This is a genomic window from Methanoregula sp., assembly GCF_041663825.1.
GTDB lineage: Archaea > Halobacteriota > Methanomicrobia > Methanomicrobiales > Methanospirillaceae > Methanoregula.
Genome location: NZ_JBAYLY010000048.1, coordinates 1 through 14,271, shown reverse-complemented (window position 1 = coordinate 14,271; position 14,271 = coordinate 1). Strand labels below are relative to the sequence as shown.

17 protein-coding genes, 3 tRNA genes and 1 other RNA gene are annotated in these 14,271 nt (G+C 55.9%); 11 read left to right on the top strand and 10 right to left on the bottom strand.

Features of this window, described 5'->3' with window-relative positions; all coding sequences use genetic code 11:
* Window positions 1-46: 46 nt before the first annotated feature.
* The 4 genes from WCX19_RS14305 to WCX19_RS14290 all read left to right on the top strand — a co-directional run bounded on the left by WCX19_RS14305 (window position 47) and on the right by WCX19_RS14290 (window position 2,700).
* Window positions 47-121, top strand: a tRNA-Ile gene (locus WCX19_RS14305).
* Between the two features lie 140 nt (window positions 122-261).
* Entirely contained in the window at window positions 262-1,293 is a 1,032-nt protein-coding gene (locus WCX19_RS14300; RefSeq protein ID WP_373009294.1) for a hypothetical protein, read from the top strand.
* A gap of 75 nt (window positions 1,294-1,368) precedes the next feature.
* Window positions 1,369-1,679: signal recognition particle sRNA (gene ffs / locus WCX19_RS14295), an RNA gene on the top strand.
* A 13-nt stretch (window positions 1,680-1,692) separates the two neighbouring features.
* Complete coding sequence (locus WCX19_RS14290; RefSeq protein WP_373009292.1) at window positions 1,693-2,700, top strand: malate dehydrogenase; 1,008 nt, start codon at window positions 1,693-1,695, stop codon at window positions 2,698-2,700.
* 51 nt (window positions 2,701-2,751) lie between these two features.
* Here WCX19_RS14290 and WCX19_RS14285 read toward each other — a convergent pair whose 3' ends face one another.
* From WCX19_RS14285 to WCX19_RS14275, 3 genes are read right to left on the bottom strand one after another with little or no spacing between them, the layout of a single operon-like run.
* Window positions 2,752-3,009: an elongation factor 1-beta gene (locus WCX19_RS14285; RefSeq protein ID WP_373009290.1), complete on the bottom strand. Its 258-nt coding sequence runs from the start codon at window positions 3,007-3,009 to the stop codon at window positions 2,752-2,754.
* Between the two features lie 3 nt (window positions 3,010-3,012).
* Complete coding sequence (locus tag WCX19_RS14280) at window positions 3,013-3,174, bottom strand: zinc finger domain-containing protein (protein ID WP_292371098.1); 162 nt, start codon at window positions 3,172-3,174, stop codon at window positions 3,013-3,015.
* Window positions 3,175-3,219: 45 nt separating this feature from the next.
* Window positions 3,220-3,852: a uridylate kinase gene (locus WCX19_RS14275; protein WP_373009288.1), complete on the bottom strand. Its 633-nt coding sequence runs from the start codon at window positions 3,850-3,852 to the stop codon at window positions 3,220-3,222.
* 51 nt (window positions 3,853-3,903) lie between these two features.
* Here WCX19_RS14275 and WCX19_RS14270 point away from each other — a divergent pair, with 51 nt between their 5' ends.
* Window positions 3,904-5,568: a phospholipase D-like domain-containing protein gene (locus tag WCX19_RS14270; protein WP_373009287.1), complete on the top strand. Its 1,665-nt coding sequence runs from the start codon at window positions 3,904-3,906 to the stop codon at window positions 5,566-5,568.
* Window positions 5,569-5,671: 103 nt separating this feature from the next.
* Here the strand turns inward: WCX19_RS14270 and WCX19_RS14265 are convergent, their stop codons facing one another.
* Window positions 5,672-5,980 carry a transcriptional regulator gene (locus WCX19_RS14265; RefSeq protein WP_373009285.1) on the bottom strand — a complete coding sequence of 103 codons (309 nt, stop codon included), beginning with the start codon at window positions 5,978-5,980 and terminating at the stop codon, window positions 5,672-5,674.
* Window positions 5,977-6,222 (bottom strand): MarR family transcriptional regulator, encoded by a 246-nt coding sequence (locus tag WCX19_RS14260; protein WP_373009283.1) that lies wholly within the window; start codon window positions 6,220-6,222, stop codon window positions 5,977-5,979. The genes WCX19_RS14265 and WCX19_RS14260 overlap by 4 nt, the downstream gene beginning before the upstream one ends.
* A gap of 70 nt (window positions 6,223-6,292) precedes the next feature.
* Between WCX19_RS14260 and WCX19_RS14255 the strand changes: the two genes are divergently transcribed.
* A complete protein-coding gene (locus tag WCX19_RS14255) occupies window positions 6,293-6,658 on the top strand; it encodes a hypothetical protein (protein WP_373009281.1) in 366 nt (121 codons plus the stop codon).
* Between the two features lie 9 nt (window positions 6,659-6,667).
* Here WCX19_RS14255 and nadC read toward each other — a convergent pair whose 3' ends face one another.
* Window positions 6,668-7,498: a carboxylating nicotinate-nucleotide diphosphorylase gene (gene nadC, locus WCX19_RS14250; protein WP_373009279.1), complete on the bottom strand. Its 831-nt coding sequence runs from the start codon at window positions 7,496-7,498 to the stop codon at window positions 6,668-6,670.
* A gap of 21 nt (window positions 7,499-7,519) precedes the next feature.
* Window positions 7,520-8,278, bottom strand: coding sequence for an aspartate dehydrogenase (gene nadX, locus WCX19_RS14245; RefSeq protein ID WP_373009277.1), 759 nt, complete (start codon window positions 8,276-8,278; stop codon window positions 7,520-7,522).
* Window positions 8,279-8,403: 125 nt separating this feature from the next.
* Between nadX and WCX19_RS14240 the strand changes: the two genes are divergently transcribed.
* Both WCX19_RS14240 and WCX19_RS14235 read left to right on the top strand, forming a co-directional pair.
* Entirely contained in the window at window positions 8,404-9,663 is a 1,260-nt protein-coding gene (locus tag WCX19_RS14240) for a tRNA (N(6)-L-threonylcarbamoyladenosine(37)-C(2))-methylthiotransferase (protein ID WP_373009275.1), read from the top strand.
* A 102-nt stretch (window positions 9,664-9,765) separates the two neighbouring features.
* A complete protein-coding gene (locus WCX19_RS14235) occupies window positions 9,766-10,302 on the top strand; it encodes a hypothetical protein (RefSeq protein WP_373009273.1) in 537 nt (178 codons plus the stop codon).
* Between the two features lie 14 nt (window positions 10,303-10,316).
* On the opposite strand, the gene WCX19_RS14230 is transcribed toward WCX19_RS14235, so the two are convergent.
* On the bottom strand, window positions 10,317-10,772 hold the full coding sequence (locus WCX19_RS14230; protein WP_373009271.1) for a hypothetical protein: 456 nt from the start codon (window positions 10,770-10,772) through the stop codon (window positions 10,317-10,319).
* 41 nt (window positions 10,773-10,813) lie between these two features.
* Window positions 10,814-10,887, bottom strand: a tRNA-Ile gene (locus WCX19_RS14225).
* A gap of 135 nt (window positions 10,888-11,022) precedes the next feature.
* Here WCX19_RS14225 and iorA point away from each other — a divergent pair.
* From iorA to WCX19_RS14210, 3 genes are read left to right on the top strand one after another with little or no spacing between them, the layout of a single operon-like run.
* Window positions 11,023-12,795, top strand: coding sequence for an indolepyruvate ferredoxin oxidoreductase subunit alpha (gene iorA, locus WCX19_RS14220; RefSeq protein WP_373009270.1), 1,773 nt, complete (start codon window positions 11,023-11,025; stop codon window positions 12,793-12,795).
* Window positions 12,792-13,376, top strand: coding sequence for an indolepyruvate oxidoreductase subunit beta (locus WCX19_RS14215; RefSeq protein WP_373009268.1), 585 nt, complete (start codon window positions 12,792-12,794; stop codon window positions 13,374-13,376). The genes iorA and WCX19_RS14215 overlap by 4 nt, the downstream gene beginning before the upstream one ends.
* Complete coding sequence (locus tag WCX19_RS14210; RefSeq protein ID WP_373009266.1) at window positions 13,376-14,095, top strand: site-specific DNA-methyltransferase; 720 nt, start codon at window positions 13,376-13,378, stop codon at window positions 14,093-14,095. The genes WCX19_RS14215 and WCX19_RS14210 overlap by 1 nt, the downstream gene beginning before the upstream one ends.
* A gap of 60 nt (window positions 14,096-14,155) precedes the next feature.
* On the opposite strand, the gene WCX19_RS14205 is transcribed toward WCX19_RS14210, so the two are convergent.
* Window positions 14,156-14,239: transfer RNA gene (locus WCX19_RS14205), tRNA-Ser, on the bottom strand.
* Between the last annotated feature and the right edge of the window lie 32 nt (window positions 14,240-14,271).

The window sequence follows — 14,271 nt, the reverse complement described above, 5'->3', positions numbered from 1 at the left end:
TGTTAACCAGCATGTCACAGGTTCGAGTCCTGTTGGCGGCGCTCATGGGCCTGTAGCTCAGTCCGGTTAGAGCGCCCGGCTCATAACCGGGCGGTCATGCGTTCGAATCGCATCAGGCCCATTTTTAACCATCGCTCTGACTGTTCTTTCGTAACTTTTCCGCAGACGGTTACATTTTGTACAATTTTCCAGGGAGCCTGCCCCAATACTTCCTGCAATTATTTGGCAAGGTTTCTATGGCTGGAAATCAGAGCAACCACCATGGAATGTCCCGTGTGCGGCAGCGACTGCGTGCAGTCGGCGCCGGAGATCCTAAAAAGTCTTCCCACGCGTTTTCTTCCCTGCGCAGAGTGCAGCATGCGGGTTCTTGACAAACGTGCGCCGCTCCCTGCACTTAAGTATGCAGCACCCTGTTCCTGCGGGAAGCGTTTTATCGATGAGGTCTTTGCGCACATGTACGTGATCATGCGGGAGGAAGGCGATCTCACCTCCCGCGATCCGCTCATCGCTGTCGGATCGCCGCTCATTCATCCCGGCTTTGCGATGGACCAGCCACCTTTTCTTCCGGCAAAATCCCTGCTGCTGTTGTCAGGGAAGGTACATGAGAATGCGGCCCGGCGGATTGTCGCTGAGGTCCCCGAAGTTCGGGGCGTCGTTAAAACTGCAGACTTTGTTCCGGGGCTTGTTTCCCACGATTTGGATACGGTGCCCCGGGTCTATACGCTCCTTGCCGGTTGCGATGTAAGGGCCGATATCTACCCGCTTGCCACCGGGCCTCTTGTTGTGTACAAACAACAGTCCCTTATCCATATCGAGTTCCCGCGCGCTGGTTATCCTAAACTGCGGTCGGTTGCGGCCCACGTGGGAAAACCGCCGGTTCCCTTCTTTGTGGATGCCTGCTCGGGGCCGGGGACGCTTGGCCTTGCAGCAGCGTGCCTTGGCGTGCCACATGTGGTTATGAACGATGCCTGGTATGCTTCGGCGTTCTGGTCGGCGTTCAACATCGAAGTCAACCGTGCTTACTTTGATGTCGGAGAGGTGCGGATCTACGGGCATCTTGGGGATATGGCCCGTAACCCGGTCGTCCGGGAACCGGTGAAGATTGCCGAAACTGTGGGCCGGCAGGTGATTGAAGTCTACCAGGGGGATTTCCGGAACCTGGATCGCGTGATCCCGGAGGATGCGCACCCGGTGGCTGCGCTGGATATTTTTGGCAAGAATAACCAGAAAGAGGTATCTTCCCTGCTCCGCGACTGGCAGGGACGCATGGGCGGGGACGCGTTTATTCCCTAAAAAAAACAGGGCCCTTCCGAATGGGAACCCGGACATATAAGTGACAAGGATTTATTGACCGGTAGACAAAGGTATATGGGGACTAGCCCGGGTGGCTCGGCGTCACTTGTAACCCGAAACCGTCGGCACGCGGGGGGCGAAGTTTGACGAAGGCTGCAACGATCTGCTGGAGCTCTCGTATTCTAACGTTGAAACCTCGTCCCATGAGGTCGATGGCCAGGTATCAAAATTCCGGAGGGAATGGCGACCTGTCGCTGCGAGAACCGGTTCAGGCCCGGAAGGGAGCAGACTTACCGCAGACATTCGGCGCCCTTGGGGTAACGGGGTGGAGGAGGAGTACTTTGGCAAAAGGAGTAACGTACAGTCGACCGAGAACACGTCCCCACTTCTCGTGATACTATGTCAAAAGTCACCATTATCGGTGCAACCGGCAATGTCGGTATGTTTGCTGCATATGCCATTTCCGCAGATCCCCACGTCAATGAGATCCAGCTATACGGGCGTGAAGGGCGCGAATCTCTCTTAAAAGGTATCGCGCAGGATTTTATCGATTCATTTGCCGCCCGGGGGACGAATATCAGGATTACCTGGACAACCTGTCTCAAGGATGTGGCCGGGTCCGATATCGTGGTAATAACTGCGGGAACTCCCCGTGGCCCGGGACAGGATCGCCTCGATCTCGCGCTCGAGAATGCGCGGGTCGTCGCGCCGATTGCCCGGACGATCGGTGCTGTTGCACCTGACGCAAAGATCATCATGGTGACAAATCCGGTCGATGTGATGACATGCGTCGCTCTCAAATATTCCGGCCTTAAGCCCAACCAGGTCTTTGGCCTTGGCACGCATCTGGACTCGATGCGGTTAAAGTCGCTGATTGCAACCTATTTTAAAGTGCACGTGAGCGAAGTCCACACCCGTATTATCGGTGAGCATGGAGATAGCATGGTGCCGCTCTGGTCGGCGACCACGATCGGCGGGATCAAGATCTCCAACCTGCCGGCGTTTGCACACCTGCCGGTACAGGAATTCATCCAGTCGGTGAAGTCCAGCGGTGAGCTGATCATCAAAAACAAGGGATCGACCGTGTACGGTCCCGGAGAAGCCATCGCGTCGCTGGTAAGAACAGTCCTTGGAGATGACAACCGGATCCTGACCGTCTCATCCTATGTGAAAAGTGAGGTTCATGGGATCGGTGGCGTATGTATTGGTGTTCCTGCCCGGATCAACCGGAACGGTGCGTTCCCGGTGACCATCAGGATCGATGAGTCCGAGGTCATTGCATACCGTGAATCCGTTGAGAAGATCCGCGCGACCACGCATCAGATTATTGAAAAACTCGAAAGTGAAAAAGAGCCGGGTGCTCCTAAAAAGACAAAGAAGACCCCGCCCACAAAATCCGGCCTGTAATGTTGAAAGATTAAAAATAGCGGAAATAAGGATGCATTATCCCTATTCGTTTTAATTGAGTGTTACTTCAATAATTTCTGCCCGCTCGACGCCGGGGATTGAGTTCAGTTTCCCCTCAATGGCATCAGTCTCGCCGCCGGCATCGTTGACGATGACGGCTAGCTTGAGGGCTTTGAGCCCAAAGCCGATCGGTTCTTCCTGAATGTCCTTAATACCGGGCAGTTTCTCTTTAAGCGCGGATTTTAATTTTTCAAGGTCAACTTCGGGAGATTCCGGCATAACCCTGAGAATTGCTACAACGCTGCCCATGCCTCACGGTCCCCCGAATCCACATTTCGGGCAGACGTAGGGAATACTCTGCTCCCTGCACCGGTAGCACCGGGTGATCTCAACACCGCACGAGGGGCATGCGAAAGCCGTTGAGCCCTCTTCTGCAAGCGGAGCGCTGCAGGACGTACACTTTTTATCTGACATGATATCGCTCCTTTAAGGATTCCTATAGTATCTCTTTTAGTACCTTTAAAAGGTTGTACCAATGCCGGTTCCGGGCACCTGCTCCCCGCGAAGCCACCGGCCGATCCGTGCCGTGTCGGTGCCGTTGAGGATAAACGTCCTGATCCGGTGTTCGAGCACGTAGGGAAGAAAGCAGGGATCGACGACATCGGTTTTCAGGGGTTTTTCTATGCGGGCCACAAGGTTCCCGGCGGTTTCGATGCCGTCCACGGATTTGAGCACCAGCAGATCGCCACCGATCCTGCCGGCGACCCACGCGGCGATGGTATCGGACGTGATATCCCATGAATGGGGGAGGGGGTCGTACCGGCGCAGGGCACAGTAAGGGAGGAGGACACACGTGTTTTTGGGACGTGCGATCTTCGTTGTCGTTCCGATGCCCTGCGCGGCAAGTGTCCACCCGTACTGGTCTATGGCGGCGCATGCCATCCAGTGGGCAGCATCGGCATCAGCGGCGACTTCCGACTGCCGTACAACCTCGGCAAATCTCCCCCCTCCCGGGACGATCAACAGGGGATGATGAGCTGATTGCAGGACCGGGATGATTTCCGCACAATGGGGAGCAAGGCTGCCCCCCAGTTTTACTACGGTGACGGGTAATGTATGATTGCGGGATCCATGCCGCGCCTGCGCTGTCATCTCCCAAGGGTTATATCCCCTGATTATAAAAAGAGAAGATACCGGGTTTTCATGCGTTCGTTCCTCCTTGTCCTCCTGTGTTTCTGCACCTGCGTGATATCGTGTGGCGCGGTGCAGATCATTGAGTTCTGCCCGGATCCCTATCTTGCCGATGACCTGGATGAGTATGTTGTCGTGTCCGGTACCGGGTCTCTTGACGCCATCGCCATCTCAGATAACCACGGAGGTTTTCGGTTTCCTTCAGGAACTGTTATCAACGGTACCCTGACGATTGCACGGAGTGCTCCCGCATTTGAAAAGACCCACGGGAGGCTCCCGGATTTTGAATGGCAGAATTATTCCCCGCAGGTACCGGATGTGGTGTCTGGCACGACGCTGCGCATGGCCAATACGCGCGACGAACTGCTGGTCTACGAGAACAGCCGTCTCGTGCAGAAAATTACCTGGCCCGGGGATGTCAAACCCCGGAAAGGCCAGGTACATTTTCTCGAAAATGGCGTATGGGACTCCCGCCCGCTCATGCTCGGCCAGTCCCGGCTTTCCCAGGAGACATTTGAGACAGTAACGGTCACCGCCTTTGTCTCACCTGACAGTTCTCTTGCGGTATTTTCCCGTGCGGTTGCGTCGGCACAACACCAGGTACTGGTGAATGTCTACGAACTTACAAGCGCCAATATTACCGGTGCCCTCATCGATGCAGAAAAACGCGGGGTGGATGTGGAAGTCCTTCTTGAGGGCGGGCCGGTCGGGGGAATAAGTCCTGAAGAAAAAGCGGCAATCTGGCGGCTGAACCAGAGCGGGATCCCTGTCTTTGTGATGACGACACCAGAAGGTGGGCAGGCGCCGTACCGGTACGATCATGCAAAATATGTGGTCATCGATGATCGCGCCGTTCTTGTAACCAGCGAGAATTTCGGGCACAGCGGTTTTCCTCCAACCGGGGAGACCGGGAACCGGGGCTGGGGTGTCTATCTGGAAAATCCCCATCTCGCAGCGTATTTTAAGGATATTTACCAGACCGATACCGGGGGCCCGGCGATTGTTCCCGTGTACGGAAAAGAGGGGCCGGACGAGGTGTACACAATGTTTCCCTATCCGGCGCCATTTGCCCCTGCCACCTTTGCGGGTGCACGGGTTACCCCGGTCATCGCCCCGGATACCAGCAGCGCGATAACGGGACTGCTCGATTCTGCACAGGATAGTATCGAGATCGAGCAGGCGTATATCACCAACGAATCAAAGACCCGATTGAACCCCTACCTTGCGGCTGCGATCAATGCCTCGCGGCGCGGGGTGCATGTGCGGGTGCTCCTTGATTCATACTGGTACAATACGGAGGATACGGCTGATAATGATGAAATGGTTGCACTGATCAACCGGGTCGCAGCGGCCGAACATCTCCCGCTGGAGGCGCGCTGCGTCGATCTTGCAGCAAGCGGCTTTGAAAAGATCCATAACAAAGGGGTGATTGTCGATGACCGTGAGGTGCTGGTGAGCAGCATCAACTGGAACACCAACTCGCCCGGTTTCAACCGGGAAGCCGGTGTCATCGTCGATCAGCCGGAGGTGGCACGGTATTTCCGGACGGTGTTTGATGCAGACTGGAGCCCGGCGGTGCGCTCGCCGCAACATTCAATAGATTACCTGAAAATCGCCTGTGTCATCGCGGTCATCGGCCTGCTCATTGTCCTGTATTACCGGCGGCATATCCGGTAGGGTACGGGTGTTTTTTGAACCGACGGCACGCGGCTTTACCGAAGACTGACTAAAAAAACGAGAATAACATCGCAACGGACGTGAGAACGGAGTTTTGGGATTTTTAAAATTTCTTGAGAGCGCACTGGCATACATCGCAGAGATTGATGTCGCTCTCTCCGGTAACCATTGCAAGTGCCCAGCGATCGATCATCGCATCGAGTTCGGATGACAGTTCAATTGCCCCGTAACCCCGCTTCTTACTCATGTACTGGGATACCGCGGCGCGGGTGACGCCCAGTCTCTTTGCTGCATCGCTCTGGCTGATGCCCTGTTTGGTGACAAGCCGGGACACCATCTCCGCTCTCATGGGCGGGAGGAGGTTTCGTACCATGCTGTCGCAGTGCATGAGCGTGCAGGTGTGTTTGGTCATACGAGTGCTGACTGGGATTCCGGGGTAGTAACTGGTCTGTTCTGGTAGATGATCTGCCGTGCATCGCGGAAGTTAAACTTCTCGATGATGAGGTGACGCTCTTTGAGTTTTTTCAAGGCATAGCGCACGGTTCGCGGCGCAAGCCGGCTTTTCTTGACGAGGTCCTTGTGGGTCATCGCCCCACCGGTGTCCAGTATCTCCAGAACCGTCCGTGAGGATGGTGGTAAGGTTTGCTGATACATGATCGTAGTGTTAACAGTGTTAACATATCAACCTGTCGGTAATTTATATCCCCCGTTTCAATCATCACGTATGTTCGGGCACCAGGAGCGGGTCGCAATCCTGCTGTTGATCGGGGTTGCCCTTGCGGTCATTGCCGCCCACATCGTGCTCGTGCAGATCGGAAAAACGCCGTTTGCATCCGCTTATACCGACCAGTCTGCTGACGGGACGCTTGTCAGCCTGTCAGGCACCATCGATCAGGCAACCGTTCTCAAAAACGGCGGTCACGTGTTGCTGACCGTCAAAAATGTTACCGTATTTATCCCGGTAACCGTCGCCGGCGATCGCTCCTTTGTCAAGGGGTCAAATGTCACCGTGTTTGGCACAGTCCAGACGTATCAGGGAAAAAAAGAAATTATGGTCAGTGCGGCCGAGGATCTACGGACAGTCCCTTAAAATGTGAGGTTATCGCAGGATCTCCAGTGTCACCGAAAAATTCCGGACCGTATGGGTGAGTGCGCCAAGGCTGATCACATCGGCCCCGGTCCGCGCGTACTCCCGGATCGTCTCTGCGGTAATACCTCCAGAGAGTTCGATGGTGACCCGGTCACGGAGCCCGGCCTGTTCCAGATCCCGGATGGTCTTCCTGACGGTGTCCGGTGCCATGTTATCGAAGAGCAGGATATCGGCACCGGCTCGTGCCGCCGCAAGGGCCTCCCCTGCGTTTTCCACCTCGATCTCGATCTTCCGGTAGGCGCTTGCTGCTTTTGCCCTCGTGATCGCCTCTTCAACCGGGACAAGAATCAGGTGGTTGTCCTTGATGAGCACGCCGTCGCTCAGGTTCGACCGGTGGGGATCGCCGCCCCCGAGTGTCACAGCTTTCTTATCAAGTGCCCGCAGGCCCGGGCAGGTCTTGCGCGTCCCTGCCACCCGGCAGTGGGGGTTTTCATCCTTAACCAGATCCACCAGTTTTCGTGTCTCTGTCGCAATTCCGCTCATCCTGCCGATGATGTTGAGCGCGGTGCGTTCCACAAGCAGGATCTTCTTTGCCGGTCCCGAGAGCGAGAGAAGCACTGCACCGGTCTTTACGGTCTCGCCGTCCCGGGCCTCCTGCTGCACATCAACCCCGAAATGGGAAAAAAGGGCCGCCGCTTCAAGAAGGCCGGCGGCAACTCCCTCCTGCTCGGCCCGGATCACGGCGCGGCAAGTCACGTCAGGAATGACCGATTCCGAGGTAACATCGCCAGATGGCGCGTCCTCGTCAATGAATTTTAACAGGTATTCCAGCGGTACCATGGCTGATTCGTCACCTGATTTTCAGGTCCCCACCACGAGCGGGCTGTCGAGATTTTTCAACAGGGAGAGGATGGAGAGTGCCGCGAGGTAACTTGTTGCCGGGTTATCCGGGCTCGGGAGGTTGGTGACCTTGATATAAGTCTCTCCGAAACTTCCCTCGATAAAGAGTTCATGGACGTTTTTGTCCACCGCAGGGTCCACCCAGAGTTCCACATCCGTATCCTGTCCGGCAGCAAGGCTCATCGCGACCGACACGTTCACGTTTTTCGGATACGCCTTGATGCACTCGTGCGCTTTCCCGGAGAAGATGAGTTTCCGGGATGTTGCGGTAAGGCCAAGAGACTTCGGGCTCTTGGTGGTTTTCAGGAGGAGTTTTGTTATCGGCGAGATCTGTCCGATCTTGAGGTTGTCAAGGCCGAATATCGCACCGCTCGGGATATAGATCTTCTTGTTCTGTGCCCGTGCAGTCTCCATGAGTTCCTCTTTAAAGGCCGAATCCGTGAGTGCCCCGACGCTCATGATGACAAGATTCTTGTGGTGCAGGAGAACCTCTTTTGCGTGCGCCCGTGCCGCACCGACAGAAGCCGCTTCCACAATGAGATCGACATCTGCATTCAGGAATGCTTCAGCATCCGTATACGCCGTCCCGTGACAGATCGCCGCGATCTCTTCAGCCCGTGCGGGAACGGTATCGAAGACTGCTGATATGGCAAATCCTTCTGCGTGCTGCGCGATAATATGCCCGATATTGCCGCAGCCCAGCAGCCCGATACGTAACATGGTAAACAGGTTATGGGTATCATGGATTAATGGTTATCCTTAAGGAATCGCCGGCATGCAAAAGACGGGGTGATGCTGAAAAATGACCTTTAACTGCTCTGTCTCCAAACGATGAGGATAGACACATGGAAGAGAACCGATCAGGAGATCCTCCGGATACGATGGACGTCTTTGCCGCGCTCGCCAAGAAAAGGGTCTATATCGAGACCTACGGGTGCAGTTACAACTTCGGGGATACAGCAAATCTCGTGGAGGTGCTCAAATACTACGGGAGCACCCGTGTAGAATCACCCGATGAAGCGGACGCGTTCATCGTCAATACGTGCACGGTGGTCGGGCCGACAGAACGCCGGATGCTCCGGCGTCTTTCTGCACTCCAGGAAAAGCCGCTCTATGTCACCGGCTGCATGCCGCTCGTCCAGCGCGAGGCGATCCTCTCGGTCTGTAATCCTGTTATTATTTCCCCGGATACGATACGCGAGGCATACCTTCGCGTACGAACCGTTGCCCCCGGAGGTACCGGGGTCGTCCAGATCGCGCAGGGCTGCCTCGGGCACTGTACGTACTGCATCACGCGCAGGGCCCGGGGACCGCTTGCAAGTTTCCCCAAAGAGGAGATCCTGGAAAAGGTACGGGCTTTTGTCGATGCAGGCGCATACGAGATCCAGCTGACGGCACAGGATGTCAGCGCCTACGGACGAGACTTGGGAACAGACCTCCCCGCCCTTCTCTCCACCATCAGCGATCTTCCGGGAAACTACCGCATCCGCATCGGGATGATGAACCCGGCAACCGTCCTCCCGGTCCTTGACGAACTGGTGGATGCCTGTGCCAGCGACCGGATCTTCAGGTTCTTACACCTCCCGGTCCAGTCAGGGTCCGACCGCATCCTCGAACAGATGGGCCGGGGGTACACCGTGCAGGAGTTCGAGGAGATCGTTGCCGCGTTCCGCAGCCGGTATCCTGACATCAGCATCGCTACGGATTTCATCGTCGGGTTTCCCGGGGAAACCGAAGATGATTTTTCCCGGTCCCTTGCACTTATTGGGCGGACAAAACCTGCCAAGGTCAATGTTACGCGGCATTCAAAACGCCCGTTCACCGGTCCGTTTGCGGAAAAAGACTTTCCCGATTCGGTAAAAAAAGACCGGTCCCGGCTCCTGAACGCGTACGCGGAAGAGCAGTATTCTGTGACCAACCGCCCTCTCATTGGAACCACGGTTTCCTGTGTCGTCACGGAAAAACTCCGCCCGGGCTCGGTCATGGCCCGGACTGCTGCCTACCAGGGTGTTGTCATCCAGAATGATCTGCCGATCGGAGCTGCCGTGGAAGTCATCCTCAAAAAAGACCGGAAATATTTCTTTATGGGCGATCCGGTCACCTGAGTCCCTGTTGAGGGAATGGCGGCAACAAAAGACGAGTGATTTTATAGCCGGAACATAAACTATTCCTGATTTGCGCCGGAAGGCGAAGCATGGTGATACCAGATGGATGAGATTGAGGCCGGTTTTGAAAAGATCATGCAGAAGATCGAGGAAATGAAAAAGACAGATGCCAAACTGTCCGAACAGGTAAAAACCCACGACGGGCAACTGCTGGGACGCATGGCCGCCACGGTAAAACCGGTGGTCAAATCTGTCGGACTCAACATGCTCAAGATCGGCAAGCAGGATACAAAAAACGAGATCTACGATGCCAATTATTACACGGAGAAGATGATCATCCTCGGGAAGACCGATCCCGCCGCGTTCCGCCCCGATGACCCTTCAAAAAAGATCACCGACCAGTTCTGTGTCCTGTCTGAAAAGGGAAAGTTCTACGAATTGATGTACAGCTCAGACGGTTTTATCTCCGATTCATATCTCAATCCCATTGATCCGAAGTCCGCTATAGATCAGTACGGGTATGACATCATGTTCATGCTGTACCAGGCAATGCACGACTACATGAAATCTGAAACTGATCTTATTGCAGCGCTTGAAAAAGTGATGGGGTATATCTTTGCCGCACCCCGTAAAACCTGATCGACGTCCCTTTTTTACTTCCACTTGAACAGCGGGAACATCGGTTTTAAGAGATCGTCATCGCCCTTTCCCAGCGCTGACAGGGTAAATGTGCGGCTGGTCTTCACTCCTTTTGCATCCTCAAAAGTGACTGCGGCTTTTGCCTCTTCTATCATGCGGGGGAGGGAATACTCATACCGGGCATCAGCTGCAAGTTCTGAAAGATCGAATTCAATGTCGAGGGGGACGAGGGCGACATGGATCCTGTGCGCCGGTGCATTCCCTGAGTTCTCAACCACAACTTTTTTTGCATCGTCTCCCAGCCGGGTGGTGATCTCAGGAAGAACCCGGGAATCTTCCATGATGAAGACCGACATGGCAAGAGCAACAAGGACGATCACCCCAGTCGCGCCGAGATAGATATCGATCCAAAAGAGGAGTATGCAGATCAGGGCTCCGGCTGCAAGAAGAATCTTATGAATTTTCTCCATGCCATCCGGTAGGCTTAAAAACTATATCAAAACGTGGGGAGTGGGCCCGATGCGATTTGAACGCATGACCTCCCGGTTATCAGCCGGGCGCACCACCGAGCTATGCTACGGGCCCAAAAGGCTTGCCTGAAATTTACCTTATTACTTAACCCACCAGAGTTTTTATAGGTTGTGAATGGTCGGGTGGACAGGATAATACTATAGGGCTCTTGAGTTAAAAAATAACATAACTATTGTTCGGACTGGGATTATGCAACGCCACTATCTCCTCGGAAATGAAGCAATCGCCCATGCGTGCCTCGAATCAGGTATCGATTTTGCCAGTGGATACCCCGGCACCCCCTCATCGGAAGTAATCGATGTCCTCCGCGTACAGAAAGACCCCGCGTACTATGTGGAATGGTCGGTGAACGAGAAGGTCGCGCTTGAAAATGCCCTCGCCGCGGCATGGTGCGGGATACGGGCGATCTGCACTATGAAGCATGTCGGACTCAACGTCGCCGCCGATCCGCTTATGACAAGTGCCTATACCGGGGTGACCGGTGGTCTGGTCATCATGAGTGCGGACGATCCATTCGCGCACAGTTCCCAGAACGAGCAGGACACCCGGTGCTATGCCCATTTCGCCCGGTTGCCCTGCCTTGACCCCGCCGGTGTTCAGGAAGCGCACGACATGATCCGCACCGCGTTTGAGATCTCCGAGGAGTTCAGACTGCCGGTGCTCTTCCGTCCCACCACCCGGATCTGCCACTCGAAAGGTGACGTGGAACTGGGAGAGGTCGTCCCCAGTACACGGAAAGGGGAGTTCCACAAGGACCCCCGGCAGTACGTGGTGATCCCCGCTCATACCCGGCTCCTGCATAAGAAACTCAACGAGAAGCAGCCTGCGCTCAAGAAGCGTCTCGTAGAACGCGGGCTCAACCATTGCACGATCAAGGGAAAGACTGCGATTATCGCGAGTGGGATCGGTGCATCCTACGTGCAGGAACTTCTGCCCCCCGATGTCTCGTTCATGAAGATCGGCGCTTACCCGATCGACGAGGAATGGCTCGGGGAGTTTGCAAGAAAGCACGAGAAGATCCTCGTGATCGAGGAACTCGCCCCGGTCGTGGAAGAATCTGTGCGGCAGGTCGCCGGGTGCGTGCCGGTCTTCGGGAAGATCAACGGGTACGCGCCATACGAGGGCGAACTTTCACCTGCGGTTGTTGCAGCCATCATGGTCAAGGCCGGATTCCTGCCGAAAAATCCGTTTGCCGCCATGGAACCCGTACAGAACCTCCCGATGCGTCCCCCTATCCTCTGCGCCGGCTGCCACCACCGCGCCGCGTTCTACGCGATAAAGAAGGTGTTTAAGGATGCGGCCATCTACCCGAGTGATATCGGGTGCTACACGCTGGGGATCCAGCTCGGCGTTGTCGATACCACGATCTGCATGGGCGCCTCGATCACGGTCGGGAGCGGGATCGCCCATTCCGGTGAACCCCGCGACGTGGTCAGTACGATCGGCGACTCTACATTCCTGCACACCGGGATCCAGGGGCTCATGAACGCAGTCTACAATGGTGCGAACATGACGCTCGTCATCCTCGACAACCGGATCACCGCGATGACCGGTCACCAGCCCAACCCGAACACCGGGGTAACGGCAACCGGCGTGGAGACGTCCCCGGTATCCCTTGATGCGATCTGCCGTGCCTGCGGGGTGACCTTTGTCGAGACCGTCGACCCCTACGATATGACTGCGATGCTCCGGGTCCTTGAAGAGGCAAAGAAGAAGAAGGGGGTCAAAGTGATCATCGCAAAGCAGATGTGCGTGATCGCGGCACGCCGCGCTGGGGTAAAACGGGGCCGCTACACGGTGAACCCAGATCTCTGTACCGGGTGCGGTACCTGTGTACGGTTCGGGTGTCCCGCGATCGAGTTCGCGGACGAGAAGGCCCGGATTAACGACCTGTGCAGCGGGTGTGCGGTCTGTGCCCGGCTCTGTCCTGTCGGGGCGATCTCAAGGGAGGGAAAGATATGACCAAGAGTTTCGATATCCTGATCGTCGGGATCGGCGGGCAGGGAACGATCCTCGCGTCCAATATCCTCGGCGAAGCCTGCCTTCTTGAGGGCCGGCACGTGAAAGGCGCCGAGACCCATGGCATGGCACAGCGCGGCGGGTCGGTCGAGACCCATATCAGGATCGACGGACAGTACGGCCCGCTGATCGTACCCGGCACCGCGGATCTCCTGGTCTCCTTTGACCTGCTCGAAGCGCTCCGGTATTCCCACTTCCTTAAGACCGGCGGGACGATGGTGGTCAACCGGCATATGGTCCTTCCCACATCGGTCTTTACGCAGAAGAGCCCGGCGCCGACCGAAGACGAGATCGTCGCGCAGCTTGCCCGGTTCAACCCGTGCCTTATCGATGCCGACAAGATTGCCGCAGAAGCGGGCAGCAGTCTTTCCCAGAACGTGGTGATCCTCGGGGCCGCCTCGTGGTCGATCCCCTTAAAGGCGGAGTCCCTGCTTGCCGCGGTCAAGAAACTCGTCCCGCCAAAGACCGTTGAGGTCAATGCCAAAGCCTTCGAGATGGGCCGGGCGTTCAGCAGGACTGCCTGATGGGAGTACTGGGTCGCTTCCGGAGAAATACCCTGTACGAAGGGGACGCGCTCGCGCTCATGGGAGAGCTCCCCGGAGGTGCAGTCGATCTCATCGTGACCGACCCGCCGTTTGCTATCGATTTTAAAGCGCAGCGGCTCAACTACAACCGGATCGCAAGCAACGTGATCGAGGGCTACCGGGAGATCCCGGCAGGGGAATACGGGGAATTTACCCGCGCGTGGATTACCGAAGCCGCCCGGGTGCTCTCTCCCGAAGGGAGCATGTATATTTTTTCCGGCTGGAACCGGCTCCGCGATATCCTTGAAGGCATCGATGCAGCCGGGCTTACGACGATGAATCACCTGATCTGGAAATACCAGTTCGGGGTTTATACCAAGAACAAGTACGTCACCAGCCACTACCACATCCTCTACGTTGTGAAAAACAAAAAGAAATACACCTTCAACAAGCTCGACCACTATCCCGAGGATGTCTGGGTGATCAACCGGGAATACTGGAAAGGCAGGAAAAAGACGCCAACAAAGCTCCCGCAGGAACTGGTGCAGAAGATCATAGGGTATTCGAGCAACCCTGGCGATCTGGTCTTTGACCCGTTCCTTGGCTCGGGCACAGTCGCAGTTGTCGCGCAGCAGGAAGGCCGGCACTTCCTGGGGTTCGAGATTGTCCCGGAGTACGTCGCATTTGCCCGGGAAGGCCTGCGTGCCACCCGGACCTGATCGTCCGGTACTGATTTTAAAAACCCGATACGGGCGCGAATCGTCAAAAGAATAGCAATACGCTGAGGGGGGGAATTGAACCCCCGAGGCACTTTCGCACCACAGGCTTTCCAGGCCTGCGCCCTACCGCTAGACTACCTCAGCAAAAAGTGTATCCCATGTATTTGCCGGGTATT

What these genes read in the sequence shown, in the direction of transcription:
- WCX19_RS14270 (WP_373009287.1), top strand. Translation starts at nt 3,904, where the DNA reads ATGCGTTCGTTCCTCCTTGTCCTCCTGTGTTTCTGCACCTGCGTGATA.
- WCX19_RS14260 (WP_373009283.1), bottom strand. Translation starts at nt 6,222, where the DNA reads ATGTATCAGCAAACCTTACCACCATCCTCACGGACGGTTCTGGAGATA.
- nadX (WP_373009277.1), bottom strand. Translation starts at nt 8,278, where the DNA reads ATGTTACGTATCGGGCTGCTGGGCTGCGGCAATATCGGGCATATTATC.
- WCX19_RS14265 (WP_373009285.1), bottom strand. Translation starts at nt 5,980, where the DNA reads ATGACCAAACACACCTGCACGCTCATGCACTGCGACAGCATGGTACGA.
- WCX19_RS14215 (WP_373009268.1), top strand. Translation starts at nt 12,792, where the DNA reads ATGACCAAGAGTTTCGATATCCTGATCGTCGGGATCGGCGGGCAGGGA.
- nadC (WP_373009279.1), bottom strand. Translation starts at nt 7,498, where the DNA reads ATGGTACCGCTGGAATACCTGTTAAAATTCATTGACGAGGACGCGCCA.
- WCX19_RS14275 (WP_373009288.1), bottom strand. Translation starts at nt 3,852, where the DNA reads ATGACAGCGCAGGCGCGGCATGGATCCCGCAATCATACATTACCCGTC.
- WCX19_RS14280 (WP_292371098.1), bottom strand. Translation starts at nt 3,174, where the DNA reads ATGTCAGATAAAAAGTGTACGTCCTGCAGCGCTCCGCTTGCAGAAGAG.
- iorA (WP_373009270.1), top strand. Translation starts at nt 11,023, where the DNA reads ATGCAACGCCACTATCTCCTCGGAAATGAAGCAATCGCCCATGCGTGC.
- WCX19_RS14240 (WP_373009275.1), top strand. Translation starts at nt 8,404, where the DNA reads ATGGAAGAGAACCGATCAGGAGATCCTCCGGATACGATGGACGTCTTT.
- WCX19_RS14235 (WP_373009273.1), top strand. Translation starts at nt 9,766, where the DNA reads ATGGATGAGATTGAGGCCGGTTTTGAAAAGATCATGCAGAAGATCGAG.
- WCX19_RS14210 (WP_373009266.1), top strand. Translation starts at nt 13,376, where the DNA reads ATGGGAGTACTGGGTCGCTTCCGGAGAAATACCCTGTACGAAGGGGAC.
- WCX19_RS14255 (WP_373009281.1), top strand. Translation starts at nt 6,293, where the DNA reads ATGTTCGGGCACCAGGAGCGGGTCGCAATCCTGCTGTTGATCGGGGTT.
- WCX19_RS14290 (WP_373009292.1), top strand. Translation starts at nt 1,693, where the DNA reads ATGTCAAAAGTCACCATTATCGGTGCAACCGGCAATGTCGGTATGTTT.
- WCX19_RS14300 (WP_373009294.1), top strand. Translation starts at nt 262, where the DNA reads ATGGAATGTCCCGTGTGCGGCAGCGACTGCGTGCAGTCGGCGCCGGAG.
- WCX19_RS14285 (WP_373009290.1), bottom strand. Translation starts at nt 3,009, where the DNA reads ATGGGCAGCGTTGTAGCAATTCTCAGGGTTATGCCGGAATCTCCCGAA.
- WCX19_RS14230 (WP_373009271.1), bottom strand. Translation starts at nt 10,772, where the DNA reads ATGGAGAAAATTCATAAGATTCTTCTTGCAGCCGGAGCCCTGATCTGC.